The 22053-nt window shown below is 67.7% G+C and carries 14 protein-coding genes and 8 pseudogenes; 13 read left to right on the top strand and 9 right to left on the bottom strand.

Going from position 1 to position 22053, the window contains the following annotated elements; genetic code table 11:
• Positions 1 to 39: 39 nt before the first annotated feature.
• A complete protein-coding gene (locus ACX28W_RS28080; RefSeq protein WP_459002392.1) occupies positions 40 to 1539 on the bottom strand; it encodes an acyl-CoA synthetase in 1500 nt (499 codons plus the stop codon).
• Between the two features lie 185 nt (positions 1540 to 1724).
• Between ACX28W_RS28080 and ACX28W_RS28075 the strand changes: the two are divergent.
• The 3 genes and pseudogenes from ACX28W_RS28075 to ACX28W_RS28065 form a co-directional block, all read left to right on the top strand.
• Positions 1725 to 3239: pseudogene (locus ACX28W_RS28075) on the top strand (penicillin acylase family protein); the annotation flags it as partial.
• Positions 3240 to 3418: 179 nt separating this feature from the next.
• On the top strand, positions 3419 to 3859 hold the full coding sequence (locus tag ACX28W_RS28070) for a VOC family protein (RefSeq protein ID WP_459002390.1): 441 nt from the start codon (positions 3419 to 3421) through the stop codon (positions 3857 to 3859).
• Positions 3860 to 4121: 262 nt separating this feature from the next.
• Positions 4122 to 4547 carry a hypothetical protein gene (locus ACX28W_RS28065; RefSeq protein WP_459002388.1) on the top strand — a complete coding sequence of 142 codons (426 nt, stop codon included), beginning with the start codon at positions 4122 to 4124 and terminating at the stop codon, positions 4545 to 4547.
• Between the two features lie 107 nt (positions 4548 to 4654).
• Here ACX28W_RS28065 and ACX28W_RS28060 read toward each other — a convergent pair whose 3' ends face one another.
• From ACX28W_RS28060 to ACX28W_RS28045, 4 genes are all read right to left on the bottom strand, one after another.
• Complete coding sequence (locus tag ACX28W_RS28060; protein WP_459002386.1) at positions 4655 to 5731, bottom strand: transposase; 1077 nt, start codon at positions 5729 to 5731, stop codon at positions 4655 to 4657.
• Positions 5631 to 6191 (bottom strand): transposase domain-containing protein, encoded by a 561-nt coding sequence (locus tag ACX28W_RS28055; protein ID WP_459002384.1) that lies wholly within the window; start codon positions 6189 to 6191, stop codon positions 5631 to 5633. The genes ACX28W_RS28060 and ACX28W_RS28055 overlap by 101 nt, the downstream gene beginning before the upstream one ends.
• Before the next feature lie 213 nt (positions 6192 to 6404).
• On the bottom strand, positions 6405 to 6707 hold the full coding sequence (locus ACX28W_RS28050) for a transposase family protein (protein WP_459002443.1): 303 nt from the start codon (positions 6705 to 6707) through the stop codon (positions 6405 to 6407).
• Between the two features lie 211 nt (positions 6708 to 6918).
• Positions 6919 to 9303, bottom strand: a complete 2385-nt coding sequence (locus tag ACX28W_RS28045; protein ID WP_459002383.1) for a GDSL-type esterase/lipase family protein — start codon at positions 9301 to 9303, stop codon at positions 6919 to 6921.
• Between the two features lie 143 nt (positions 9304 to 9446).
• Here ACX28W_RS28045 and ACX28W_RS28040 point away from each other — a divergent pair.
• Both ACX28W_RS28040 and ACX28W_RS28035 read left to right on the top strand, forming a co-directional pair.
• Positions 9447 to 9821: pseudogene (locus tag ACX28W_RS28040) on the top strand (helix-turn-helix domain-containing protein); the annotation flags it as partial.
• 106 nt (positions 9822 to 9927) lie between these two features.
• A pseudogene (locus ACX28W_RS28035) lies at positions 9928 to 10419 on the top strand (IS630 family transposase); the annotation flags it as partial.
• A 293-nt stretch (positions 10420 to 10712) separates the two neighbouring features.
• Here ACX28W_RS28035 and ACX28W_RS28030 read toward each other — a convergent pair.
• On the bottom strand, positions 10713 to 11231 hold the full coding sequence (locus ACX28W_RS28030) for a ricin-type beta-trefoil lectin domain protein (RefSeq protein WP_459002381.1): 519 nt from the start codon (positions 11229 to 11231) through the stop codon (positions 10713 to 10715).
• A gap of 517 nt (positions 11232 to 11748) precedes the next feature.
• Between ACX28W_RS28030 and ACX28W_RS28025 the strand changes: the two are divergent.
• A pseudogene (locus ACX28W_RS28025) lies at positions 11749 to 12573 on the top strand (transposase family protein).
• Between the two features lie 170 nt (positions 12574 to 12743).
• On the opposite strand, the gene ACX28W_RS28020 reads toward ACX28W_RS28025, so the two are convergent.
• Positions 12744 to 13622, bottom strand: coding sequence for an alpha/beta fold hydrolase (locus ACX28W_RS28020; protein ID WP_459002380.1), 879 nt, complete (start codon positions 13620 to 13622; stop codon positions 12744 to 12746).
• Positions 13623 to 13736: 114 nt separating this feature from the next.
• On the opposite strand from ACX28W_RS28020, the pseudogene ACX28W_RS28015 reads away from it, so the two are divergent.
• Positions 13737 to 14258 (top strand): annotated as a pseudogene (locus ACX28W_RS28015) (AfsR/SARP family transcriptional regulator); the annotation flags it as partial.
• Between the two features lie 48 nt (positions 14259 to 14306).
• Here ACX28W_RS28015 and ACX28W_RS28010 read toward each other — a convergent pair.
• Positions 14307 to 15075, bottom strand: a pseudogene (locus ACX28W_RS28010) (transposase).
• A 43-nt stretch (positions 15076 to 15118) separates the two neighbouring features.
• On the opposite strand from ACX28W_RS28010, the pseudogene ACX28W_RS28005 reads away from it, so the two are divergent.
• A pseudogene (locus ACX28W_RS28005) lies at positions 15119 to 16591 on the top strand (BTAD domain-containing putative transcriptional regulator); the annotation flags it as partial.
• A gap of 56 nt (positions 16592 to 16647) precedes the next feature.
• Entirely contained in the window at positions 16648 to 18162 is a 1515-nt protein-coding gene (locus ACX28W_RS28000) for an FAD-dependent oxidoreductase (RefSeq protein ID WP_459002441.1), read from the top strand.
• Positions 18163 to 18258: 96 nt separating this feature from the next.
• On the opposite strand, the gene ACX28W_RS27995 is transcribed toward ACX28W_RS28000, so the two are convergent.
• Entirely contained in the window at positions 18259 to 18795 is a 537-nt protein-coding gene (locus ACX28W_RS27995) for a MarR family winged helix-turn-helix transcriptional regulator (RefSeq protein ID WP_459002378.1), read from the bottom strand.
• 146 nt (positions 18796 to 18941) lie between these two features.
• Here ACX28W_RS27995 and ACX28W_RS27990 point away from each other — a divergent pair, with 146 nt between their 5' ends.
• The 4 genes and pseudogenes from ACX28W_RS27990 to ACX28W_RS27975 all read left to right on the top strand — a co-directional run bounded on the left by ACX28W_RS27990 (position 18942) and on the right by ACX28W_RS27975 (position 21694).
• Positions 18942 to 19871 carry an NADP-dependent oxidoreductase gene (locus tag ACX28W_RS27990; RefSeq protein ID WP_459002377.1) on the top strand — a complete coding sequence of 310 codons (930 nt, stop codon included), beginning with the start codon at positions 18942 to 18944 and terminating at the stop codon, positions 19869 to 19871.
• Positions 19872 to 19957: 86 nt separating this feature from the next.
• A complete protein-coding gene (locus ACX28W_RS27985) occupies positions 19958 to 20920 on the top strand; it encodes an alpha/beta hydrolase (RefSeq protein ID WP_459002375.1) in 963 nt (320 codons plus the stop codon).
• 231 nt (positions 20921 to 21151) lie between these two features.
• Positions 21152 to 21298 (top strand): annotated as a pseudogene (locus ACX28W_RS27980) (isochorismatase family protein); the annotation flags it as partial.
• A 165-nt stretch (positions 21299 to 21463) separates the two neighbouring features.
• Positions 21464 to 21694, top strand: coding sequence for a hypothetical protein (locus ACX28W_RS27975; RefSeq protein WP_459002373.1), 231 nt, complete (start codon positions 21464 to 21466; stop codon positions 21692 to 21694).
• The last annotated feature ends 359 nt before the right edge of the window (positions 21695 to 22053 follow it).

Below are 22053 nucleotides of genomic sequence, written 5' to 3'. Positions count from 1 at the left end.
AGATACCCCTTCTCCGTTCGGAACACCTACCCCGGGCAGTCAGACGGCACGGAACCGGTCCCGCAGCTCCCGCTTGAGGATCTTCCCGCTCGCGTTGCGTGGCAGCTCGTCCACGAAGAGCACCCGCTTGGGCGCCTTGAAGTGGGCGAGCTTCTCGCATGCATGCGCGAGGAGTTCGGCCTCCGTGACCTCACCGCGCGCGACCACGACCGCTGTGACCGCCTCGATCCACCGCTCGTCGGGAAGCCCGATCACGGCCACCTCGGCGACCCCTTCATGCGTGTACAGCGCGTCCTCCACCTGGCGTGATGCGACCAGTACGCCACCGGAGTTGATGACGTCCTTCACACGGTCGACGACGGTGAAGAACCCGTCGGCGTCGCACACGGCGAGGTCGCCGGAGTGGAACCATCCGTCGCGGAAGGCCTCCTCCGTCTCCTCCGGCTTGTCCCAGTAGCCCTCGCACAGCTGCGGTGAGCGGTAGACGATCTCGCCCCGCTCTCCGTCGGGCACGTCCGCACCGGACTCATCGACGACCTTGGCCTCGACGAAGAGCACCGGCCGCCCGCACGAGTCCATCCGCCCCTTGTGCTCGTAGGGCCCGAGGACCATGGACAGCGGGCCGATCTCGCTCTGCCCGAAGCAGTTGTAGAACGCCAGCTTCGGCAACCGTTCCCGCAGTCGTTCGAGCACCGGTACCGGCATGATCGACGCCCCGTAGTACGCCTTGCGCAGCCCGCTGAGGTCGCGGGTCGCGAAGTCGGGACGGTTCGACAGGCCGATCCACACGGTGGGCGGAGCGAACAGGCTGTCCGCGCGGCCCGCCTCGACCAGGTCGAAGATCTGCTCGGCATCGGGCGCGTCGAGGATGACGTTCACGGCGCCGACCGCAAGGTACGGCAGCAGGAAGACATGCATCTGCGCCGAGTGGTAGAGCGGCAGCGAGTGCACGGGCAGGTCGCCCGCCTGCAGGTCAAGAGCGGTGATCGCGCTCAGATACTCGTGCACCAGCGCGCGGTGCGTCATCATCGCGCCCTTGGGCAGCGCGGTGGTGCCCGACGTGTACAGCAACTGCGTCAGATCCTCGCCGCGCGGCTCGGGGCCGTCGTACGCGGGGGTCGTGGCGAGGCGTGCGAGCAGCGAGTCGTCGGTGTCGCGCAGTGCGAGCACCTGTGTTCCCTCGGGCAGGTTCCCGGTGAGGTCCACATCGGCCAGGACGAGTCCGCAGCCCGCCTGGTCGACGATGTACGCCAGGTCGTCACCGGTCAGGTTCTGGTTGACCGGCACGTGCACCAGCCCGGCGCGGGCGCACGCGAGGAAGCCGATCAGGTAGGCGTCCGAGTTGTGGCCGTAGGCGCCGACGCGGTCGCCGGGCGCCAGTCCCGAGGAGCGCAGCAGCTGGGCCGCGCGGGAGACGGCATCGTCGAGTGCGGCGTAGGTCCACGTCCGGTCGCGGTAGTGGACCGCGACGCGCTCCGGGGTCCGCCGGGCGCTGCGCCGCAGTACCCCGTCGACCGTGACGCTTCGTCCCGCCGTCATGACCTGCTCCTTCGTCCGCCTGCTCTGGCGTGATCCTCGTTGCGGCCCGCGAGCGAGGTCAAGCATCCCGCACCCTTGGCGCGAAAAGGATCAACCCCACCGTGGGACGTACTGACACCCGGTCAAACGTCTGTGGCTGTTGTTACGCTCAACCGCCCCTTCCCTCAATGACGTTGGGAGGCACGATGCGCACCCGCCTCAGACGGCTCGTCGCCATGGCCGTCGCTCTGCTCACCGCCTCGGCCGCACTGCCCGCGGCCGCCGCGGACGGCCAGGACCGCCGGCACCATCCGTCCCACGGCAACCTGTCCGCCGTGATCCGCTACACCGAGTACGGCATTCCGCACATCGTCGCGAAGGACTACGCGAACCTCGGCTTCGGCACCGGCTGGGCGCAGGCCGCCGACCAGGTGTGCACCCTCGCCGACGGCTTCGCGACCGTGCGCGGCGATCGCTCCCGCTTCTTCGGCCCCGACGCGGCGCCGGACGGTTCGCTCTCGTCGGCGACCAGGAACCTCTCCAGCGACCTGTACTTCCGTGGTGTGCGGGAGGCGGGCACGGTGGAGAAGCTGCTCGCCGAGCCCGCGCCGCGAGGTCCGAGCCGCGAGGTCAAGGACCTGATGCGTGGGTGGACCGCCGGCTACAACGCCTGGCTGGCCCAGAACCGGATCACCGACCCGGCATGCAAGGGCGCCGCCTGGGTACGGCCGGTGACCGAAGTGGACGTGGCCGCACGTAACTTCGCGCTGGCCGTGCTCGGCGGCCAGGGCCGCGGGGTCGACGGCATCGCGGCCGCACAGCCGCCGACGACGGCGTCCGCGAGCGTTCTCGACCCGAAGAGCACCGTCCGCGCCGCGCAGGACCTCTTCGACACCGCCGACATGGGATCCAACGCGGTCGCCTTCAGCGGTGCCACGACAGCGAACGGGCGCGGCCTGCTGCTCGGCAATCCGCACTATCCCTGGCAGGGCGGCCGGCGTTTCTGGCAGTCGCAGCAGACGATCCCCGGCGAGCTGAACGTCTCGGGGGGCTCGCTGCTCGGCTCGGCGACGATATCCATCGGGCACAACGCCCGGGTGGCGTGGAGCCACACCGTCGCGACGGGTATCACCCTCAATCTCCATCAGCTGACGCTGGATCCGGCCGACGCGACGACGTATCTCGTGGACGGCAAGCCGGAACGGATGGTGAAGCGAACCGTCACGGTCGAGGTGAAGGGCGGTACGCCGGTGACGCGCACCCAGTGGTGGACCCGGTACGGCCCGGTCGTCACCTCGCTCGGCGCGCAACTGCCGCTTCCCTGGTCATCGACCACGGCGTACGCGCTCAATGACCCCAACTCCCTGAATCTGCGCGCCTCCGACACCGGGCTCGGCTTCAGCAAGGCCCGCAGTACGGCCGACGTCCTGACGACCCTGAAGCGCACGCAGGGGCTGCCCTGGGTGAACACGATCGCCGCCGACTCGGGCGGGCACTCGCTGTTCACTCAGTCCCAGGTCCTTCCGCGCATCACCGACGAGTTGGCGCAGCGCTGCTCGACGGCGCTCGGCAAGGTCACCTATCCGTCGTCCGGTGTCGCGATCCTCGACGGCTCGCGCGGCGACTGCGCGCTGGGCAGCGACCCCGACGCCGTACAGCCGGGGATCTTCGGGCCCGCGAAGATGCCGGTCCTCGAGGACGCGCCGTACGCGGAGAACTCCAAGACCATGATCAAGGCGTGATTACTGACTTCGGCTGGTTAGGGTGACGCTGGCGCGTCGAGGCCCAGGCAGCAATCCTCCCTGGTGCCTGAACCGGGGCATGTCCGGTCTAGGCCGTGTATCGAAAGTGATTGCGACCTTCTTGTTGCCGGAAGCGGTTCAGCGGCATGATCTTGACCATGTCTGAGCTGCCCTCTCGTCTCTCTGTAGTGACCCTCGGCACCCGTGACCTGCCAAGGTTGCGCCGGTTCTACTGCGGTCTGGGATGGGAGGAGGTCCCCTCCAGCGATGATGACTGGGCGGGTTTTCTGCTTGGTGGTGTCCTGCTGGCGCTGTACCCGGTGGAAGAGTTGGCTGCCGAGGCGGCGACCGTCGTCCCGTCTCCCGCTGTGTGGTCGGGTATCACGCTCGCCTGCAATGTGGACAGCCGTGAGCAGGTGGATGCTGCCTTCGCGGACGCGGTGGCGGCGGGCGCCATCGCGGTTGCCGATCCGGTGGACCGTCCTTGGGGTGGCCGGTCGGCGTATATCGCCGACCCGGAAGGCAATCGCTGGGAGATCGCCTGGGCGTCCAGCGTGAGGTTCGATGCCCGTGGCGCGTTGACAGGTTTCGGCAGCTGAGGATCCGTGCTCGTCACTGTCACTCGTTGATGGCCGCGGCAAGCCACGGCCCATGAGTAGAGACCTGGATACGGAGTGCTCCGGCAAGAGCATGCCTCCGGCGGGGGTGCTCAGGCTCCGAGTTGGCGGGGCGCTGTTCGCGGGTGTCGACCGGATGGTGGCGTGCGCGGGAGGGGAGCTGGGGTGAGTGGTGGGTAATGCCAGGTCCGAGGCACGCTTCCCCCCCTTTGGTGATCAGTTGGCTGCCTGTTTTACTGCGCACATGAATACGTGGCTCGCCGGCTTCACCGGTGTGATGATCGGGATGATTCTCCTCGGGCGGCGAGCGCGGCGGACAGCGGCTCGGGCCGAAGCGGGGGAAGCAGTCTTCTTCCAGGTCAGGGCCAACCTGCCGGACAAGGGGCGTCGATACAGTCTTGGCCGGGTACAGGCCGGAGGCGAGTTCGGGTGGAAGCCTCGCCGGTCATGGACGCGGCTGCGTGAACTCCCGACAGATCTGCGCTACATCCGCGCGCGCGACATGACCTTCCTCGAAAGTTTGAGACTTCCACCCGATATGCGGGTGATCGAGTGTGAATCGTCTCTGGGGCCTGTGCGACTGTGTGCCCGTATTGAGTACACCGAGCACATTGTGGAGATGATCCGGCGTACAAGTAGCCTCGAACTTGTCGAGCGCCTCGGTTCCTGACATCAGAAACTGACACCAGCAGGCGCGGACAGCGGCGGTCGACGCCCGGCCTCGGCGGACAGAGCGCGGGTCTTGACCCAAGGCCGGGTAGTTAGCGTTTCCGCAGGTCACGCAAGTGGGGCTGGTGACCATGGTGTTGCGGCGTAGAGGCCAGGGTCGAGTTTGTGGATGAGGCCGCTGGCGGCCCATCGATTCAGTTGTCTGTACATGGTCTCCAGGGTGATGTCGCCGAAGTGGGCGGCGATGTCACGGGGTTGCCAGAGACGTGTGGGGTCTTCCTGGAGCAGGGCCAGGATGCGGTGTCGGCGCCGCGCCGCAGGGCTGGCGTGCCGGTCGTCCCGGGAGGCCGTGGGTAGCGCGGGTGACTGATCCACGGGTTCGAGGACGGTGACGTCAAGGCGGGTAACGGTGCGGCTGGTGTCGGGGCGGCCGTCTTCGCGTCGCTCGCTGTAGCGGGACATCGGTGACTTGACCTTGCGGGTGCTGACCCGTTGCCTCCGGGGAGGGAGCAGGCCGGTAAGGATACGGCGGCCGATCGTCCCGAGGAGCGTGTCCCGGCCAGTGTCCGCGGTGACGATGCCGGTTGCCTGGATCACCTGGTCGCGGGCGGCGTGGAGCGCGATGCTGAAACAGCAGCGGTCCGGGTCGGTGCCGGGGAGGGACTCGGCGGCGTCGACCATCACGGTGCGTAGGGCCTGGTAGAGCGTGAGCAGGGACCACATCTCCTGCTCGATGCCTGCCGGGTCGCCCGAGCGCAGGTTGCGCCCGTTCATGATCGTGTGACGGAGCGCGTAGTACGCCGATTCATGTTCCCACCGCTGGTGATAGAGACCCACCAGCGCAGTGGCCGGGTAACGGCGGGCGTCGGTCAAGGTCGTGACCAGTCGGTAGGCCCCGGTGAAGGACGTGCCGTCCGCACAGGTCACAGCGATCTGCGCGTCGATGACTCGTACTTTCACGGCGCCGATCACCGAGAGATAGGAGCCGTCGACGAGGAGAGTGAGGACCGGCGTGCGCCGGTTGCTGCGGAGCCGGCCCAACACCTGGGCGCCGGTGTCGGTGACCGCCGCGAGGAAGGCGTTGCTACCGAATCCTTTGTCCCACAGCACCAGCATGTCCGGCCGCAGCAGGTGCAGCAGCCGGCCAGCGTAGCTTGTCTCGCCCTCGGCGGTGGGGCCGAACACCGCACCGACCAGGGGCCCGGGTGCCGGTCTCGATCAGAGTCATCAACTCCAGCGTCGGGTAGCCATGATGCGAAGTCCTGCCCAGCCAGGCCCGGTTCCGCCCGGAATCGGGGACTCTCAGCGAACTACAGCCGTCGAACGACACCATCCGGCAGGGGCCGAACCGCGCTCCTGGCGTCGTCGGCCGGGCCAGTAACCCGGCCAGCACCTCGAATAGCGCCTGCACCGGCGCGCTGCCGATCCGTCGGCGCAGGTCACGCAACGCCTTCGCCGACGGACAGGCCACCGGCATCCCGGACAGACCCGTGGTCAGCTTGTCCCAGACGAGGCGATAGCCGACCTCGGGGAACAGACACATCGCCAGCAGGAAGTAGACCCCGACACGCGACGGCAGATCACGCAGCCGCTGCTGCACAGTCCTCGTCTCCGCAAGGACCGTGTCCACAAGCTCGAACGGCACGACGGCAGTCAACTCGCCCAGATGCCCTGGAGCGAACCGGCCCGCAGCCACGGTGACCGTTCGGGTGATAGTCGTCAGCGCAGACGGCAGGACACAATGACGAGGCAACGGAGCTCCTTCGGGACAAGCTGTCTTGGTCGACTGCCTGTACCAACGAGCTCTGTTGCTCTGCGTCCAGAACCCTGCAACTTCCTTGCATGACCTGCAGAAACGCTAACTACCCGGCCTTGGGTCAAGGCCCGGTGGAGCGTCGGCCACCCATTCACCCACCGCGAGCAGCGACTTCGCACCGGCCAGGACCGCACATGCGGTCAGCGCGAGCACCGCCACGAGTGGGTGCCGGACCCCGCGCGGGTCACGCGGGTCCGGCACCGCTGCCAGACGCTCCAGCAGGCCGGGCACCTCGCGGACCAGGGCTTGGGGATGCGGTCTGAGCTGGTCAAACGTGGGCGAGATCAGAGATGATGCGTCGGCAGGCACGGGCTTCCCAAGATCACAGAGCGTAGAGAACTCCATGATCACGGATATCCGTGCCTGCTTCGTACCGGATCTCGTCCAACCCGACGAGACATCAGCAACCGGACGTCAGCCGACTACGCCGAAGCCCTGCCGACAAGACTACTCGTCAGCCAGGACCTGGCCTGGCGCACAGTTGCTGATCCTGATTCCCACGTAGCTATGGAGCAGGGTCAGTTGCGCCATCACGGGTCACGTGATGCTTCTTGTATCAGAGGTTTCCGTCTTTGTTGAGCCAGCAGCGGATGGCTCCGCCGTCATAGATGACGACGTAGTCGGCTTTTCCGTCGCCGCTGATGTCGCGGAAAGTGGATTTATCGGCCGGGTATCCGGTGGGCCCGACGAAGTTCTCTTTCTTCGTGAAGCGGCCGGGTGCTGTGGGATTGGCCCGGTCCCAGTTGTTGATGTAGGCGTCGACCGATCCGTCGCTGCTGACCATGAGGTAGTCGGCCTTGCGGTCGTTGTTGACGTCTGCCAGGCGCAGGGCGTTTTTGGAGCCGCCGGAGACGCCGGGAGCCCAGTTGAGGTGTTCTTCCCAGCCAGTGGTGAGGTTGACGTAGGCGTGGATGGCACCGGCGCTACCGACGCGCAGGTAGTCGTCGCGGCCGTCACCGTCGATGTCGGCGAAGCGTACAGAGTCGTCTGAGACTCCCGTGGGCAGGCCGAACTTGTAGGCGGTGGCCTGCCAGTTCATGCCGTCCGGGATGGGTCCCAGATTCCTTACCCAGCCGATACCGCCGTCCTCGGTATGGATCATGTCGTCGCGGCCGTCACCGTCGATATCGGCGAACTTGTCGCTGAGCGAGCCCGAGTTGCGATACGGCAGTTCGACCCAGTCCGGCTGGCCCGGGACGTCACTGGACTTGTTGAGCGCGGCCCGTACCGTGCCCAGGGTGTCGGAGATCTTCAGGTAGTCGGCCCGGCGATCCCCGTCGAGCTCCACCAGATCGGTCCGGCCCGTCGGCGATTCCATCCCCGACGCGATCGTCCCCAGCGCCAACCAACCCGCGCCAGCGGCACTCGGAACAGCGGGGGCGGGTTCCTCTACACCGGCGCAGCCCTCGCCCGTGCCGCTGACCGGATCCCTGATCCAGCCAGCTTCCGCAGCGGCAGCCATTTCCATGTACCAGGCGTTGGCCATCTTTCTGTAGCCCCCGTCGCCAGGGTGAGCCGGCTCAGCAAGGTCTGCCGGGGTGACTTCGCTCATATCGACCAACGCGACATGCTTTCCCAGGGCTACTCGCTCCTTGACCACTCTCGGAAGCTGATCGTTGTACTGATCGATCAGGGGTTGCAAATACGCCTTGGAACCTGTGGCCGGGGTGAGGGTGGCGACCAGAACAGTTGCTTCGGGTGCATCGGACAGCACCTGATCGACAAGATGTCCGAGCCTGTTCGGAGCGTTGGCGAGGTCGTCGTCTTTGTTGATGTCATTGGTGCCCGCAAGCAACAGAACTACATTGGGCCGTTCTGCACGAACTGAGCATTTGGCTTCCGCGGCTATCTGGCTGATTTTGAATCCCGGGTGACCCTCATGATCGGGATCGGACATCACATTATCCCGCTCTGGCCCCACAAAGTTCAGAGTCTTGGCGACTGTGTGCAGGTCCTCCCAGAGAGGCGCCCGGTATCCGGTGCCGTTGCTGCTGCCCACGCCGGAGGTAATGGAGTCTCCCAGCGGCATCACGCGCAGGTTGGACCCCTCCGCCTCCGTATCAGCTTCTACCCTACCAGTGGAGCAAATATCAGAATAGGGCTCATGCCTCCAATAACCACCCCCCGGCCAGCGGTACTCGTAGATTGAGATTTCATAGGGTTTAGGGTCTCCCAACCGGTGAAAGTGGGCGACCATATAGTTATAATGCGCCAAATACCATTCCCAGTCCCTTTTTTCTGGGAAGTGATCAAGGGGCTCGATTGAGTATTTAAACGCAACCATTTCCGGGTTTGCGGGATCAATATCGGGCTCAAATTTAAAGCCCCCAACATAGACGCCGTTATGGGCATGGGAAATTGCGCTCGGCTCTTTCATCCAACCCCCATCCCAATGCGTACCCTCTTGAGCTATGCAAGCCATCGCGGCCGTATTCCTAATGTGCACAATACGTGCGCACCAGTCACCCCACCACCAGTCATTCCAGATCAATTTTTCTTGCCTGAAGTTCGATGCATCGATTTCCCAAATGCATCTCATCTTTCCACTCGCTTTCAAATTGGGAAGTTCCTTTTCTTCCCAAGTATTCCCCTCCCGCACACAGGAACCTTTGATGACCCACGCCTGATAGCTGGTCTTCTTGGCGTATTCACGTGACGCAAATCGCCATATTTCTTTCGCTGGATCGGGTGCGTCGAAACTCGGCATATTGATGCCGGCTTCTCGTAGACGCATTTCAAGAGTCTTGCCGCCCCGCTCGCTTGCTATTCTCTCGGCCAGGCCTTTTACGCTGTCATCCTCACTCGCGCAGCCGCCCGTACGCCCGGTCCAGAAGTAGTTGCTGCCAGGGGTGCTCTCCAGTGCTGCACTTACCTCCGCCTCGGTCGGGATGTCTGCGGCGCTGGCCGGTGCAACTGCAGTCAAAAGAGCTGCAACGGTCATGAGCGCGACGGGCAGAGCACACCGTCTGAGAATCTTCCTCTGTGGGGCGCTGCGGAGAAAACGCCACCTAGTTGCTTGATTCACGTTGATTCCGGTCCTTGACGGGGCTATTGATCAGAAACGGCTTGGGTTCTGGGTCGTTGGTGGGGTGTGAGCGATCTGGTGGGGGACGCGCGGCATCTGTCGCCGTCGGCGCAGGAGGCCCGGCGGCTGCGGGCGGTGGCCGCACTGGTGGCGGGGCGGGACACCATGAGGACGTGGCGGCGGTCTTCGGGGTGTCGCTGAAGGCGGTCGACGCGTGGTGGGCGAAGTGGCAGGCCGGCGGCCGGGACGCGCTGGTCATGCAGCCGCGGGGCAGGCCGGTCGGGGTGCACCAGGTGCTCGGGGAGGCCGAGCAGGGCGCTGTGCGGCAGGCGGTCCTCGATCACCGGCCCTGTGACGTGGGGCTTTCCGGGCAGTTGTGGACACGGCGGCTGGTGGGTGAGCTGATCGCGAAGCTGTACCGGGTGCGGCTGACCGAGCCGGGGGTGGGCAAGTACCTGAAGCGGTGGGGGTTGTCCTTCCAGCGCCCGGACAAAGGGCCGTCGAGCAGGACCCGGATGCCGTCCGGCGTCCGACCAGGTCACCGGCCGCACCTGGGGCGAGAAGGGCAAAACCCCCGTGGTGCGGCGGACCGGGAACCGGTTCTCAGTGAACGCGATGTCGGCGATCAGCACCAAGGGCCGGATGTACTTCATGGTCTTCTTCACCGCCGAGGTGATGTGCCGCTTCCTGGAACGGCTCGCCGGCCACTTCGACCACAAGGTCCACCTCGTGGTCGACGGGAACTCCGCCCACCGTTCCAAGAAGGTCCACGATTGGCTCGCCACCCACCCCGACGCCGTCGAGCTGCACTTCCTGCCGCCGTACTTGCCCGAGCTGAACCCCGACGAGTTGGTCAACGCCGACCTCAAACACAGCCTGCCCAAACAGCACCGCGCCCGCGACCAGGCCGAACTCGCCGCGGAGACCCGCCGCTTCTTCCACAGACGCCAGCGCCAGTCTCACATCGTCCGCGGCTACTTCGGCGGCCCGCACGTCCGCTACGTCCTGAACGAGAACCCCATGAGTTTCTGATCAATAGCCGGGGGCCGGTCCCGTAGGGCATGGGCAGAGCGGAACACTGGGTTGTCTCAGGCAGAGGGCAGGTGGGCGGCGGCCGGACACGGCTCTCGCGTCTGGGCTCCACGGCCCGGGGTGTTTCCGGGCCGTGGAGCCCAGACCACCGTCCACCCGCCCAGCGCCGCCGTCCCGCCGCACTCGGGGCCCTGGTGGTGAACCTTGCCCTTCACGTCAGTGGTCACCGACCGGACCGACATGTCCGGTCGGCTGTCCGACCGGCCAAGGAGAGGCGGGGTCCAGCCGCTCCTTCAGCAGGCGTGCGGTTGGGGGACGATGTTCCAGACCTGCTTGCCGACGTCCGAGGTCAATCGTGGCTGATGGCCGACGAATCCTGAATCGAACCGGGTCAGGAAGGTCGTCGAGGCCAGGTTCATCAGCCTTCCCTCTAAGCAGTAGTACCTCCACACCTGACCTCCGTCGTTCCGGTCGCAGGCCGACATGTAGACTTTCCCGCCCAAGACGTTCCGTTCGGAATCCAGGCACTTGCCGGTGGACCAGTTCTTGAGCAGGAAGAACGCGTCGGAGTAGTCGACCATCCGCCAGTTCCCGCGGAGGTTGTCCGTGTCGCACCTTTCTGTGTCGAGCTGGTTGTTTGCAATAACGGTGAGGCAGTCCCCTCGGGCGGACTGGACGCGAACCCGGTCCTCGTCCCAAGTACCCGTTGCGTGGGCCGTTGAGGCGAGAGCGACCTGGGAGAACGCCGCCAGGGTGGCGCCCAGCCCGACGAGCGTGGCGCGAGTGGTTGCGTTCCTTCGGGGCATGTTCATGGAAACTCCAGATGTCTTGCGTGGGGTGAAGCGCGCACGAAGTGGTGTTCGCGAGGATGGTGCGGCGGCCAATCCGCCCGCCCTCCTGTAGCTGTAGGAGCATGCTGCTGACCGCGAACATAGGATCGGCAACTGCTCATTTTCCAGACCGTTTTCTTGTTCAGTCCGGTCGCGAGCTGCTCAAGTGCGCCGTGATTGTTCCGATTGGTCACACGGATCGCGAGAGGCCTTGAGGGCTACGGTGCGAGCAAGCGGGGCACGCCCAGACCTCTCGCGGCCGCGCTGGGCGCCGGCGCACCGCCCGGGGCGGCGCGCTATGCAGATTCGGGCGCTGCGCCGCGCTCCCACTTCGTAGAACATGCAGTCCGTGCCGTTCTCGGAGCCGAAGGACGGGGGCTGCGACGCGCCCCCGGTCGGAAGCAATGAGCCCTTTCCAATCTGGCTGTGGCGTGGGGGTGTTGGTGGGCATGGACTGTACGGAACGACGAAGCTCCTGGTAGACGGGCTCTCGACCAAGATCACCGGTGTCCGCCAGGAGCTTCGCGTACTTGTCTGCCCGTCGTCGATCGATCTGTCCGGCCGGACGCTGCGGCACCTGGCCGGGCAGCTGGCCGTTCACCGACGGGAGACCGGCACGCGACGGCGGCACCTGCCCGTCGGCCATCAGGTCCTGCCCGCCTGGCCCACCTACGATGCGGCGACACGTATGCCCAGCTTGCCGCAGGGTTCGAGGTCGGCATCGCGACCGTCCACCGCTACATACGCGAGGCCGTCGAAGTGCTTGCCGCCCGCTCGCAGACCCTGGCCCAGGCCATGACAACCGTCCGGACGACGGCGTACGTGATCCTGGACGGCACCCTCCTGCCCATCGACCGGATCGCCGCCGACACCCCGTATTACTCGGGGAAACACAAGCGTCACGGCATGAACGTCCAGGTCGTCACGGATCCGTTCGGCCGACTGCTGTGGGCTTTTGCGGCCCTGCCCGGCTCCACCCACGACCTGACCGCCGCGCGTGAACACGGCATCATCGACGCGCTCGCGGGCGGCAGGGCTGAAGTGCTGGGCGGACAAGGCGTACCAAGAGGCCGGCCGCCATGTCCGCGTACCTTTCCAGGGCCGTCGGCTCAAGCGCTGGAAGCGACGGCACAACAGCACCCACGTCAAATTCCGGTGCCTCGGCGAACAGGCCATCGCCGTCCTGAAGGGCCGACGCCTGCTCCGCAAGCTCCGCTGCAGCACCAACCGGATCACCGGCATCGTGAAAGCCGTCGTCGTCCTTCACCACGCCTCAGCCCGAGGTTGGAAAAGGCTCCCTACGTTGTTCTGCGGGATGCGGTGAGCCCTTCGTACGGTTGACCCGCCCAGGGGTGCCGGGTGTGGTTCAAAAGGCTCTGCCGCTTGTGGCTTTCACTGATTGGCCGCACGGTGCCCCACGACGACTCGACCGCCCGTCGGCCGAAAGAGGACCTGGGCCGAAGGCCGATGGGGGTGCTCGGCGAACCCGGTCGTTCAGCGGCTGAGGAGAGTCCGGAGCGCCTCGGCGATCTCAGAAGGCTTCTCCTCGGCCATGAAGTGACCAGAGGTGACCGTCCTGTGCTCCAGGTCGCACGCCCAGGAGCCCCACAGGGCAGCCGCGTCGAAGCCGAGGAACGCGCCCCAGTCCTGCTGGAGCACAGTGACCGGCATCGTCAGCCGGCTGCCGGCCGCACGGTCCGCCTTGTCGTGCTCGATGTCGATACCGGCGGAGGCGCGGTAGTCGGCGACGATCGAGGGCACCGCGCCCCGACAGGCATCCAGGTATGAGGTGCGGACGTCAGCGGGAATCGCCTGCGGGTCGTTGGTCCAGATGTCGAGGAAGTGGCCGAAGAAGGCGTCCGGGCTCGCCGCGATCATCTGCTCGGGCAGCCCGGGCGGCTGAGCCATCAGGTAGAGGTGGAAGCCGACCGCCGCGCTGACGCCGTGCAGCACCTCCCACATGTCCAGGGTAGGCAGCACGTCCAGGCCGGCGAGGTGAGTGATCTTGTTCGGGTGGTCGAGTCCGGCGCGGAAGGCCACCAGGGCTCCTCGGTCATGGCCGGCCAACGCGAATCGGTCATGACCGAGGGCGCCGACCAGGGCAACGACGTCGGCTGCCATGGTGCGCTTGGCGTAGACGGTGCCGTCGGTCTCGACGGGCTTGTCACTGTGGCCGTAGCCCCGCAGATCGGGGCAGATCACGGTGTGGTCCTGCGCGAGATCGGCCGCCACGTGCCGCCACATCAGATGGGTCTGCGGGAAACCGTGCAGCAGCACGATCGGGGTCCCCGAGCCGACGACGGCCGCGTTCAGGCACACACCGTCGGCGACCTCGATCCGCTGGTAGTCGAACGTGCTGGTGGGAGGGGCCATGAGTCGGCTTCTTTCCGTGGACGGGCTGGTGTCTCCACCCTGGAGGCCGCGGATGAGCATCGAATGAGCGACCTATAACTTGGCGTCAGAGGGCGAGCGGGAAGGCAATCAGGTGTGAACGTCACATTCGGGATACTCGGGCCGGTGACGTCCTGGGACGACGAGCGGGGCCCGATCGCCTTGAAGGGCCCGCGGCACCGCGCCGTACTGGCCCGGCTGATCGTCGCCCGGGGCCGGGTCGTCCCCGTCACCCGCCTGGTGGCGGATCTGTGGGAGGTACCTCCCACGGACGCGGTCGGTGCTGTCCGTACGTTCGTCTCCGCGCTGCGGCGAGCCCTGGAACCACAGCGCCAGCCCCGCACTCCGGCTCGCCTCCTGGTCACCGAGGGTCCTGGCTATGCGCTGCGCGTCGAGCCCGGCTCCGTCGACGCCTGGTGTTTCGAGCAGGCGGTCGCCGCCGCCCGCACACTGCCGCCGCAGCAGGCGCTCGACCGGCTCGCGGAGGCTCTGGACTACTGGCGGGGCCCCGTCCTCGCGGATTTCCCCGAAGAGGCATGGGCCCGCACGGAGCGTTCCCGCCTCGGCGAGCTGAGACTGCATGCCCTGGAGCGCCAGGCGGAGGTCCGCCTAAGCGTTGTCCCGTAAATGATCTACGGCGTGTTCGCTGACCTGCCTGTTTCTTCGTCACCCGGCAAGGGTGAGGTTGTGCAGGCGTGCGATGCCGAGCATGGCGTGGTGGACGCCGTCGCCTTTGAGACGGCAGTCGCGGAGGATTTTCCAGGTCTTCATCCGGGCGAAGACGTGCTCGACGCGGGCGCGGACCTTGCGGTGGGAGGTGTTGTGTTCCTCTTTCCAGGCCGCGAGTTCACTCTGGCCGGGTTCGCGGCGGTGCGGGATGACCAGGCCGGTGCCGCGGTAGCCGCCGTCCGCGATGACCGTGGTCTTGCCGACGGCGGCCTTCGCACCGGACAGCTCCCACGCCTTGCAGTCGTTGCGGTTGCCGGGCAACGGTCGGCCGACTGTGACGACCAGCCGGGTGTCTGCGTCGATGACGACCTGGTGGTTGGTCGAATACCGGTAGTTCTTCGACTGCTCGGCAATGCTGTGGTCGCGGGTGGGGACCAGGGTGCCGTCGACGATCAGCACGGTGTCCTTGCGGAACCGTTTGCGTTGCTGGAGGACGAGCGACGGCCCGAGATGGTCGATGATGCGGTCCGCTGCGGACTTGGACACCCCGAACAGCGGCGCGAGTTGGCGCAGGGTGAGGTTCGTCCGCCAGTAGGCGGCAACCAGCAGCACGCGGTCCTCCAGCGGCAGACTCCACGGCCGGCCCTTGCGCACCGGATCTGCACCCACGCCGGAGCGCGGTGATCAGCTTGCCGAACTGACGTGGGCTCAGCCCGCTGAACGGGGCTATCCAGGAGGGCTCCGACGCCGTGATCACACCAGTCACGGCAAGATCATCTCACCCGTGACCAGCAGTTACGGGACAGCCCTTAGCCCTCGGTCGTGCCGCGGACGCGATTCCGGATCTGGATGCGCACGTGGCCGAGCACCCCTGGCGCGAAGACGCGTGGCGACTCCTGGCACTCGCGCTGTACCGCACGGGCCGCCAGGGCGACGCGCTCGCGGTGCTGCGCCGGGCACGAAGCTTGTTGGTCGAGCAACTGGGGGTGGATCCCGGCCCGGGACTGCGCCGCCTGGAGGCGGACATCCTCGCCCAGGAGCACCACCTCGACCCGGCTCCCGGGCCGGCCTCCTCGGCGGACACCGTATGGGCGGAGGCATCGGCCGCCTACGATCGCACGCTGGCATCCGGCGCCCGGGCACGGCTGGAGTCGACCGTCGGCCTGCTGCGCGATCTCGCCGTGACGGGTGGCGGCGGCCTGGAAGTCGCCCGTCGGCACCGCTCGGCCGTCATCGCGGCGGCCGAAGAGCTGGGGGACTCGGACCTGACCGCACGCGTGATCGGCGCCTACGACGTTCCGGCCATCTGGACACGGGTCGACGACCCCCGGCATGCGGCGGGAGTCGTGGCCGCGGCGGAGCGCACCTTGAAGACCCTTCGACCGGGCGGACACGATGTGGCACGCGCCCGACTGCTGGCCACGATCGCCCTGGAGTCACGCGCGAGCGCTTCGGCGCGTGGGCTGCAGGCGGCCCGGCAGGCCGAGCAGATCGCCCGTCACCTGAACGAGCCCGCTCTCCTGGCGTTCGCACTCAACGGCGTATTCATGCAGACCTTCTACCGGGCGGGCCTGTCTCCGCGCCGCGACAGGATCGGCGCGGAACTGATCACGTTGTCCGCGAGGCACGGGCTGGTCACGTACGAGGTGCTCGGGCACCTCATACGCCTCCAGGCGCGCAGCGCCCTGGCCGACTTCCCGGGAGCGGATCGGCACGCGACCGCTGTGGACCGCCTGGCCGAGCGGAACGAGCTGCCACTGGCGGGAGTGTTCACCCAGTGGTACCAGGCGCTGCGACGCGCCGCGACCGGCCCAAAACCAGAAGCGGAAGCCGCCTATCGGGATGCCGCCGCCCGGCTCGACGGCGTCGGCATGCCCGGCCTGGAACACGGGCTTCTGCCACTGGCCCTGCTGTGCTTGCGGATGCGGCACGGACAGTACACGCAGGAAGCGCAGTACGCCCAGATCGACGCACAGGCCGACTGGGGACCACACGAGCCATGGGTGGCTCCCCTGATCCTGGTCGCCCAAGGGCTCGGGGACGAGGCCACTGCGGTTCTGCGGAGGCTCCCGGATCCTCCCCAGGGCCTGCTGTTCGAGGCTCTGTGGTCCCTGGTGGCGCGAGCTGCGCTAGCCGTGTCGGACCGGGCCACGATGGAGCGCGCTCACACCGCGCTCTCGCCGGCCGGGGCAGAGCTCGCCGGAGCCGGCAGCGGTCTGCTCACCAGCGGCCCCGTCGCGGCGTACCTCCGAGAGCTCGCCACCACGCTCCAGAAGCCATGAAGAGCGACGTGAGTACGTGCGTAGTGCCCGCCAAACCAACTGAGCAGTAAAGCGGGCTGGTAGGTGAGCACTCCTCCGGCGGATCGTGGGCGTCTTCCCCGACGCAAGGAGTTCCAATGGCCAACGTGGTAATCATCGGCTCAGGCCCGGTCGGCCTCACCGCCTCGATGCTTCTCGCCGCAGACGGACACGTCGTCACCGTGCTTGACCGCGACCCCACTGCCGCGCGAACGGTCGAGGCAACGGTCGACGGCGACTGGCGTCGGCCCGGCGTCAAGCAGTTCGGGCACACGCACATCCTCATGCCGGCCGGCCTCCTCCTCCTGGAAAAGGAGCTGCCGGCCGCCGTCGACCGCATACGCGAGGCGGGCGGCAACACTTACAACATGATCTCCGGTGCCTGGAGCGTGCCGGGCGCAGGCCCGCGGCAGGCGGGGGACGAACGCTTCGAGACCGTCACTGCCCGGCGCCCGGTCCTTGAGGCCGCGCTCCTCGCCACCGCCACCGATACGCCTGGAGTGCGCATCCTCGGCGGGACCAGGGTGGTGTCCCTGCTCGTCGGAGAGTCCCGGACGTCCGGCCGCCCGCACATCGTCGGCGTCATGACCGAATCCGGAGTGCGCATCGAGGCGGACCTCGTCGTCGATGCCTCCGGGCGGCGGACGGAGGTGCCCGGCCTGCTCGCGCAGGTGGGTATCGAGCCCGAAGTCGTCCGCGAGGAAGCGGGATTCCGCTACTACACGCGCTACTTCCGCGCAGATGAGCGGGGGGTGCCGGCCCCCCGGCCCTGGCCCCTCTCCCATCACGACAGTATTTCCGTCGTCACCGCGCCGGGAGACGGCGACACCTGGTCGACGACGCTGGTCACCTCGGACCGTGACCAAGAGCTCCGTCCGCTGAGTCGCGTGGATGTGTGGAACCGTGTGCTCGCGCTCTACCCCCAGGCCGCCCCTTGGAACCACGGCATCCCGTTGACCGATGTCCATGTCATGGGCGGGACCCACAACACCCGGCGTGGCCTGGTCGTCGACGGGCAGCCGATCACCACGGGCATCGTGGCGATCGGGGACGCGCGGATGACGACCAACCCGCAGTTCGGTATGGGCATGACGACGGGGCTGCGCCACGCTGTGCTGCTGCGTGACGTGCTGCGGCTGCTCGGCACGTCCGATGCCGTCGAGCTCGCCCTGCGCGTCGGCCGAGAGATCGACGACGAGTGCGGGGCCATGTGGGAGGAAGACGCCCATTGGAGCCGGCACCGCATCGCGGAGATCGATGCCGAGATGCGGGGCGAGCGCTACGAGACGGACGATCCGGGCTGGGCATTGCGCACAGCCGTGGACTCCGTCCTTCTGAAGGACCCTGAGATCCTGCGCGCGATGGGTGACGTCGGCTCCATGCTGACATCCGCGGACGAGGCCTTTGTGAAGAGCGGCCTCGTGGAGCGGGTCGTCACACTCTCGGCAAAGGCCCCCCGCTACAGCGCGCCAGGGCCGACCCGAGAGGAGATCCTCGCCACGGTGCGCGACGATCAGCGAGGCGGCTCCGTCTCGTCGGTCCTCCTCGGCTGAGACCCACCTGGCAGGCCGGGCAGGAGCCTGTTCAGTGGGGCACGGTGCGGATGCTGGGCACCTTCTGTCGTCGACCGAAGTGCCGCCGGGGGTGGGCTACTCGGACGGGACCGCGCCCCGGGGGTGTCTCGGAGCGGTGCGTCGGCCGCGGGCGGTGCTGTCCGGTTGTTGCCGCATGTGGTCGCGGACCCGGGTCATGATGCCGCCGAGCGCATCGACGTCGTCGTCGGTGAGGGAGGCGAAGAGCAGGCGCCGGGTGACGTCGATGTGGCCGGGCAGGACACGGCCGACCTGGGCGAGTCCCTCCTCGGTGAGGGTGACCATCGTGGCGCGCTGGTCCTGGGGGGAGGGCTTGCGGGTGATCAGACCGGCTTTCTCCAGGAGTCCGGCCTGGTGGGTGAGCCCGGAGCGGCTGTAGACGACGCCGTCCGCGAGATCGGTCATGGTCAGCGGTTTGCCGGCGTCGGCGAGGCGCGCGAGCAGCTGGAACTGGACGTAGCTGAGGCCGCCTTCCGTTTGCAGCTGCTGCGCGACGGCACGCTGGAGCAGGCTCACGGCCTCCATGAGCGCGAAGTACGTCCCGAGTTGCTCGGGCCGGAGCGTGCCGGCGTCCGGGGTGCTGTCGGGAGTCATCGGTCCATCATAAGCGCTTCGACATCGAAGCGTATTCCTCGCCTGCATGGCGCAGGTCACACGACCCCGAGGCATTGCTTCGATCTCGAAGCATGTTTAGAGTGGAGACAATCGCTTCGATATCGAAGCAATTTCAGGAGGCAGTCATGAAGGCAGTGCGCTACGAGCGCTACGGCAGCAGCAAGGTACTGCGGGTCGAGGAGGCCGACCGTCCGGCGCCGGGCGCGGGGCAGGTGCTGGTGAAGGTGGTCGGCACCACGTTCAACCCGGTCGACGCGGCGATCCGGGCGGGATACCTGCAGGAGGTCTTCCCGCTGGACCTTCCGCACGTGCCGGGGATCGACGTGGCCGGGACGGTCGCCGGGCTCGGTGACGGCGTCGAGGGGTTCGGCGTGGGCGACGCGGTGGTCGGCTTCCTGCCGATGAACGCGCCCGGCGCGGCCGCCGAGTACGTGGTCGCCCCTGCGGCGGTGCTGGCTTCGGCGCCGAAGGCGGTCGACCTGGCCGACGCGGCGGCGCTGCCGTCGGTCGGACTGACCGCGTGGGAGGCGCTGTTCGAGTACGCCGGGCTCGCCGCAGGCCAGTCCTTGCTGGTGAACGGGGCGAGCGGAGCCGTCGGCGGGTACGTGGTCCAGCTCGCCGCGCGGGCCGGGGCCGTGGTGACCGCGACCGCGAGCCCGTCCCACGCCGACCGGGTGCGCGGCTACGGCGCCGCCCGGATCGTCGACCACACCGCCACCACCCTCGCCGAGGCCGGGGTGGGGACGTTCGATGCGGTGCTCAATCTGGTGACGACCTCACCGGCCGAGACCGCAGAGTTGGTGGGCCTGGTGTCCGATGGTGGCGTGCTGGTGTCCACGACCGCCGACGCCGACCCGGACCTCTCGCGCGCGGTACGCACGGCGCGGGTGTTCGCCCGCAGCGATGCGGACCTGCTCGCCGAGCTGGTCGCCCTCGTCGACTCAGGCGACCTGCACATCCACATCGCCGACCGACGCCCACTGGCCGACCTGCCCGCGGTCCACGCCGCGGCCGTCGACGGCCGGCTGCCCGGCAAGACCGTCATCACCGTCTGACCGCGGCCGCCCGGTCACGGGCCGGGACGGCTCACCGACCCACCTTCCACACCACGTACTTCCAATCGTTCCAAGGAGATTCCGCCTTGTCCTTCACCTTCGACCCGCAGGTCGCCGAAGCGCTCGCCCCGATGGCCGCCGCGATGGCCGCCACCACACCCCCACCGGTCGGCGACGTCGCCGCGCGCCGCGCCCTGCTGGAAGGGCTCATCGGCCACACCGACACCGCCCAGCCCACTCCCGACGACGTCACCTCCACCGGCTACCGCCTGACCACCTCCGACGGCGCCCAGATCGACCTGCGCTGGTACACACGCACGGACAAGGACCCCGTCGCCGAGCCAAGCCCGGCCGCGGTCTACCTCCACGGCGGCGGCATGATCCTGGGCCACATCGGCCTGTTCGACGGATCGATCTCCCGCTACGTCTCCGCCAGCGGCACCCCGATCCTCGCCGTCGATTACCGGCTCGCCCCCGAACACCCGCACCCCGCCCCCGTCGAGGACGCTTACGCCGCCCTGGTCTGGCTGCACGACCACGCCACCGAACTGGGCGTCGACCCCGCCCGCATCGCGGTGTTCGGCGACAGCGCCGGCGGTGGCATCGCCGCCGCGGTTTCCATCCTCGCCCGCGACCGCCAGGGCCCGGCGATCGCCACGCAGATCCTGGTCATGCCGATGCTCGACGATCGCAACCTGACCCCCGACCCGCAGCTCGCGCCGTTCGTGCTGTGGTCCTGGGATGACAACCGCACCGGCTGGGAAGCGCTCCTCGGCGACCGGGCAGGCGGGGCGGATGTCGCCGCGCATGCCGCCCCCGCCCGGATCGCCGACCCCGCCGGCCTCCCGCCCGCCTACATCGAGGTCGGCCAGCTCGACATCTTCCGGGACGAAGACCTCACCTACGCCCTGCGCCTGAGCCAGGCCGGTGTCCCCGTCGAGTTCCACCTCCACCCCGGCGTGCCGCACGAGTTCGAAAGCATCGCTTTCGACTCCGCCGCCGCCCGCCGCGTCATCGCCGACCGCGTCCGCGCACTCGCCTCCCTGTGACGACACCGGCCCACCCGCTTCCTTCGGTCGCGCGGAGCAGCGAAGGAGCACACCGATGAGTACGGCCTCGTTCACTCTGGCCGGCACCGCCAAGGCACTGGCGTACCGCTGTTCCTGACGTCCTCGCGAAAGACCGGCCCAAGGCCCCTTGCTGCCGGGAATCGCCGACATCGCCCCGGCCGAGTACGCGGCCCCCTCCGCTGACAGGGCGCGGTCGAAGCGCTCGCCGACCCCGCCCTTGCGGCCGCGGTCGAAGCCACCACCGGCCGCCGCGGCCTGATCATCGCCGGCGTCACCACCGACGTGTGCACCGTCTACCCGGTGGTTACCGCCCTGCACTGCGGATACCGCGTCCAGGTCGTCGCCGACGCCGGAGCCTCCATCACCGACTGGTCCGCCCGGCAGGCCAGGCCGTCCTGCCCATCATGTCCGACCTCATCCGGTCTTACCATGCCCGCCCAGATCCAAGCCCGCACGCATCACCGTCGCAGGCCGCCGCCCAATCGGTGTAGCGGCCTGCGGCCCGACCCCCAGGACACCGCCATGACCATCCCCTACCTCGCCCAACGGGACCAGCAGCAGACCCTCGAATGGATCGACGGCGGACTGTTCACGATCCTCCTCGACAGCCAGGCCACCGAAGGACAGCTGACGGTCGGACGATTCGACGTCCCCAAGGACGAAGCCCGCCCGGATGGCTTCGAGATAACCAAAGACAAGCTTGCCGAAGCCGCCGCACTGGGTGGCAACATCATCGTCGGCCCGCCCCGCTGAACCCCCTGTCGTCAAACCGCCCGAACCCGCCCGGCCCCACCGGCGGCGTGATCGCAGGCAAGAAGGACGCGGATCTCCGCCAGGCGGTCAATCGCGTACACCACACCCGGGTTCGACCGTCCCGGTCGGCGCTGCCGGTCATCCGCCGAAAGAAACCGTGCGCGCTACGGGATCGGCCCCAGCTCCCGATTCTGCCCATCAGCCGCACCGGGGTGCCGACCCGCAGCACCTGCCGGCGGATGAACTCCACTCGCCGCGCCAGATCGTCCAGCCTGGCCCCATCCACTCACTCATCCCACAGGCTGTCGACGCCGTTCACCCCACGTCCGGCGCAGCCGAGAACCCTCACCGCACCGCAT

The organism is Streptomyces sp. SD15 (genome assembly GCF_054462255.1).
The sequence above is the reverse complement of the archived record's forward strand: the minus strand, read 5'-3'. Positions and strand labels throughout refer to the sequence as shown.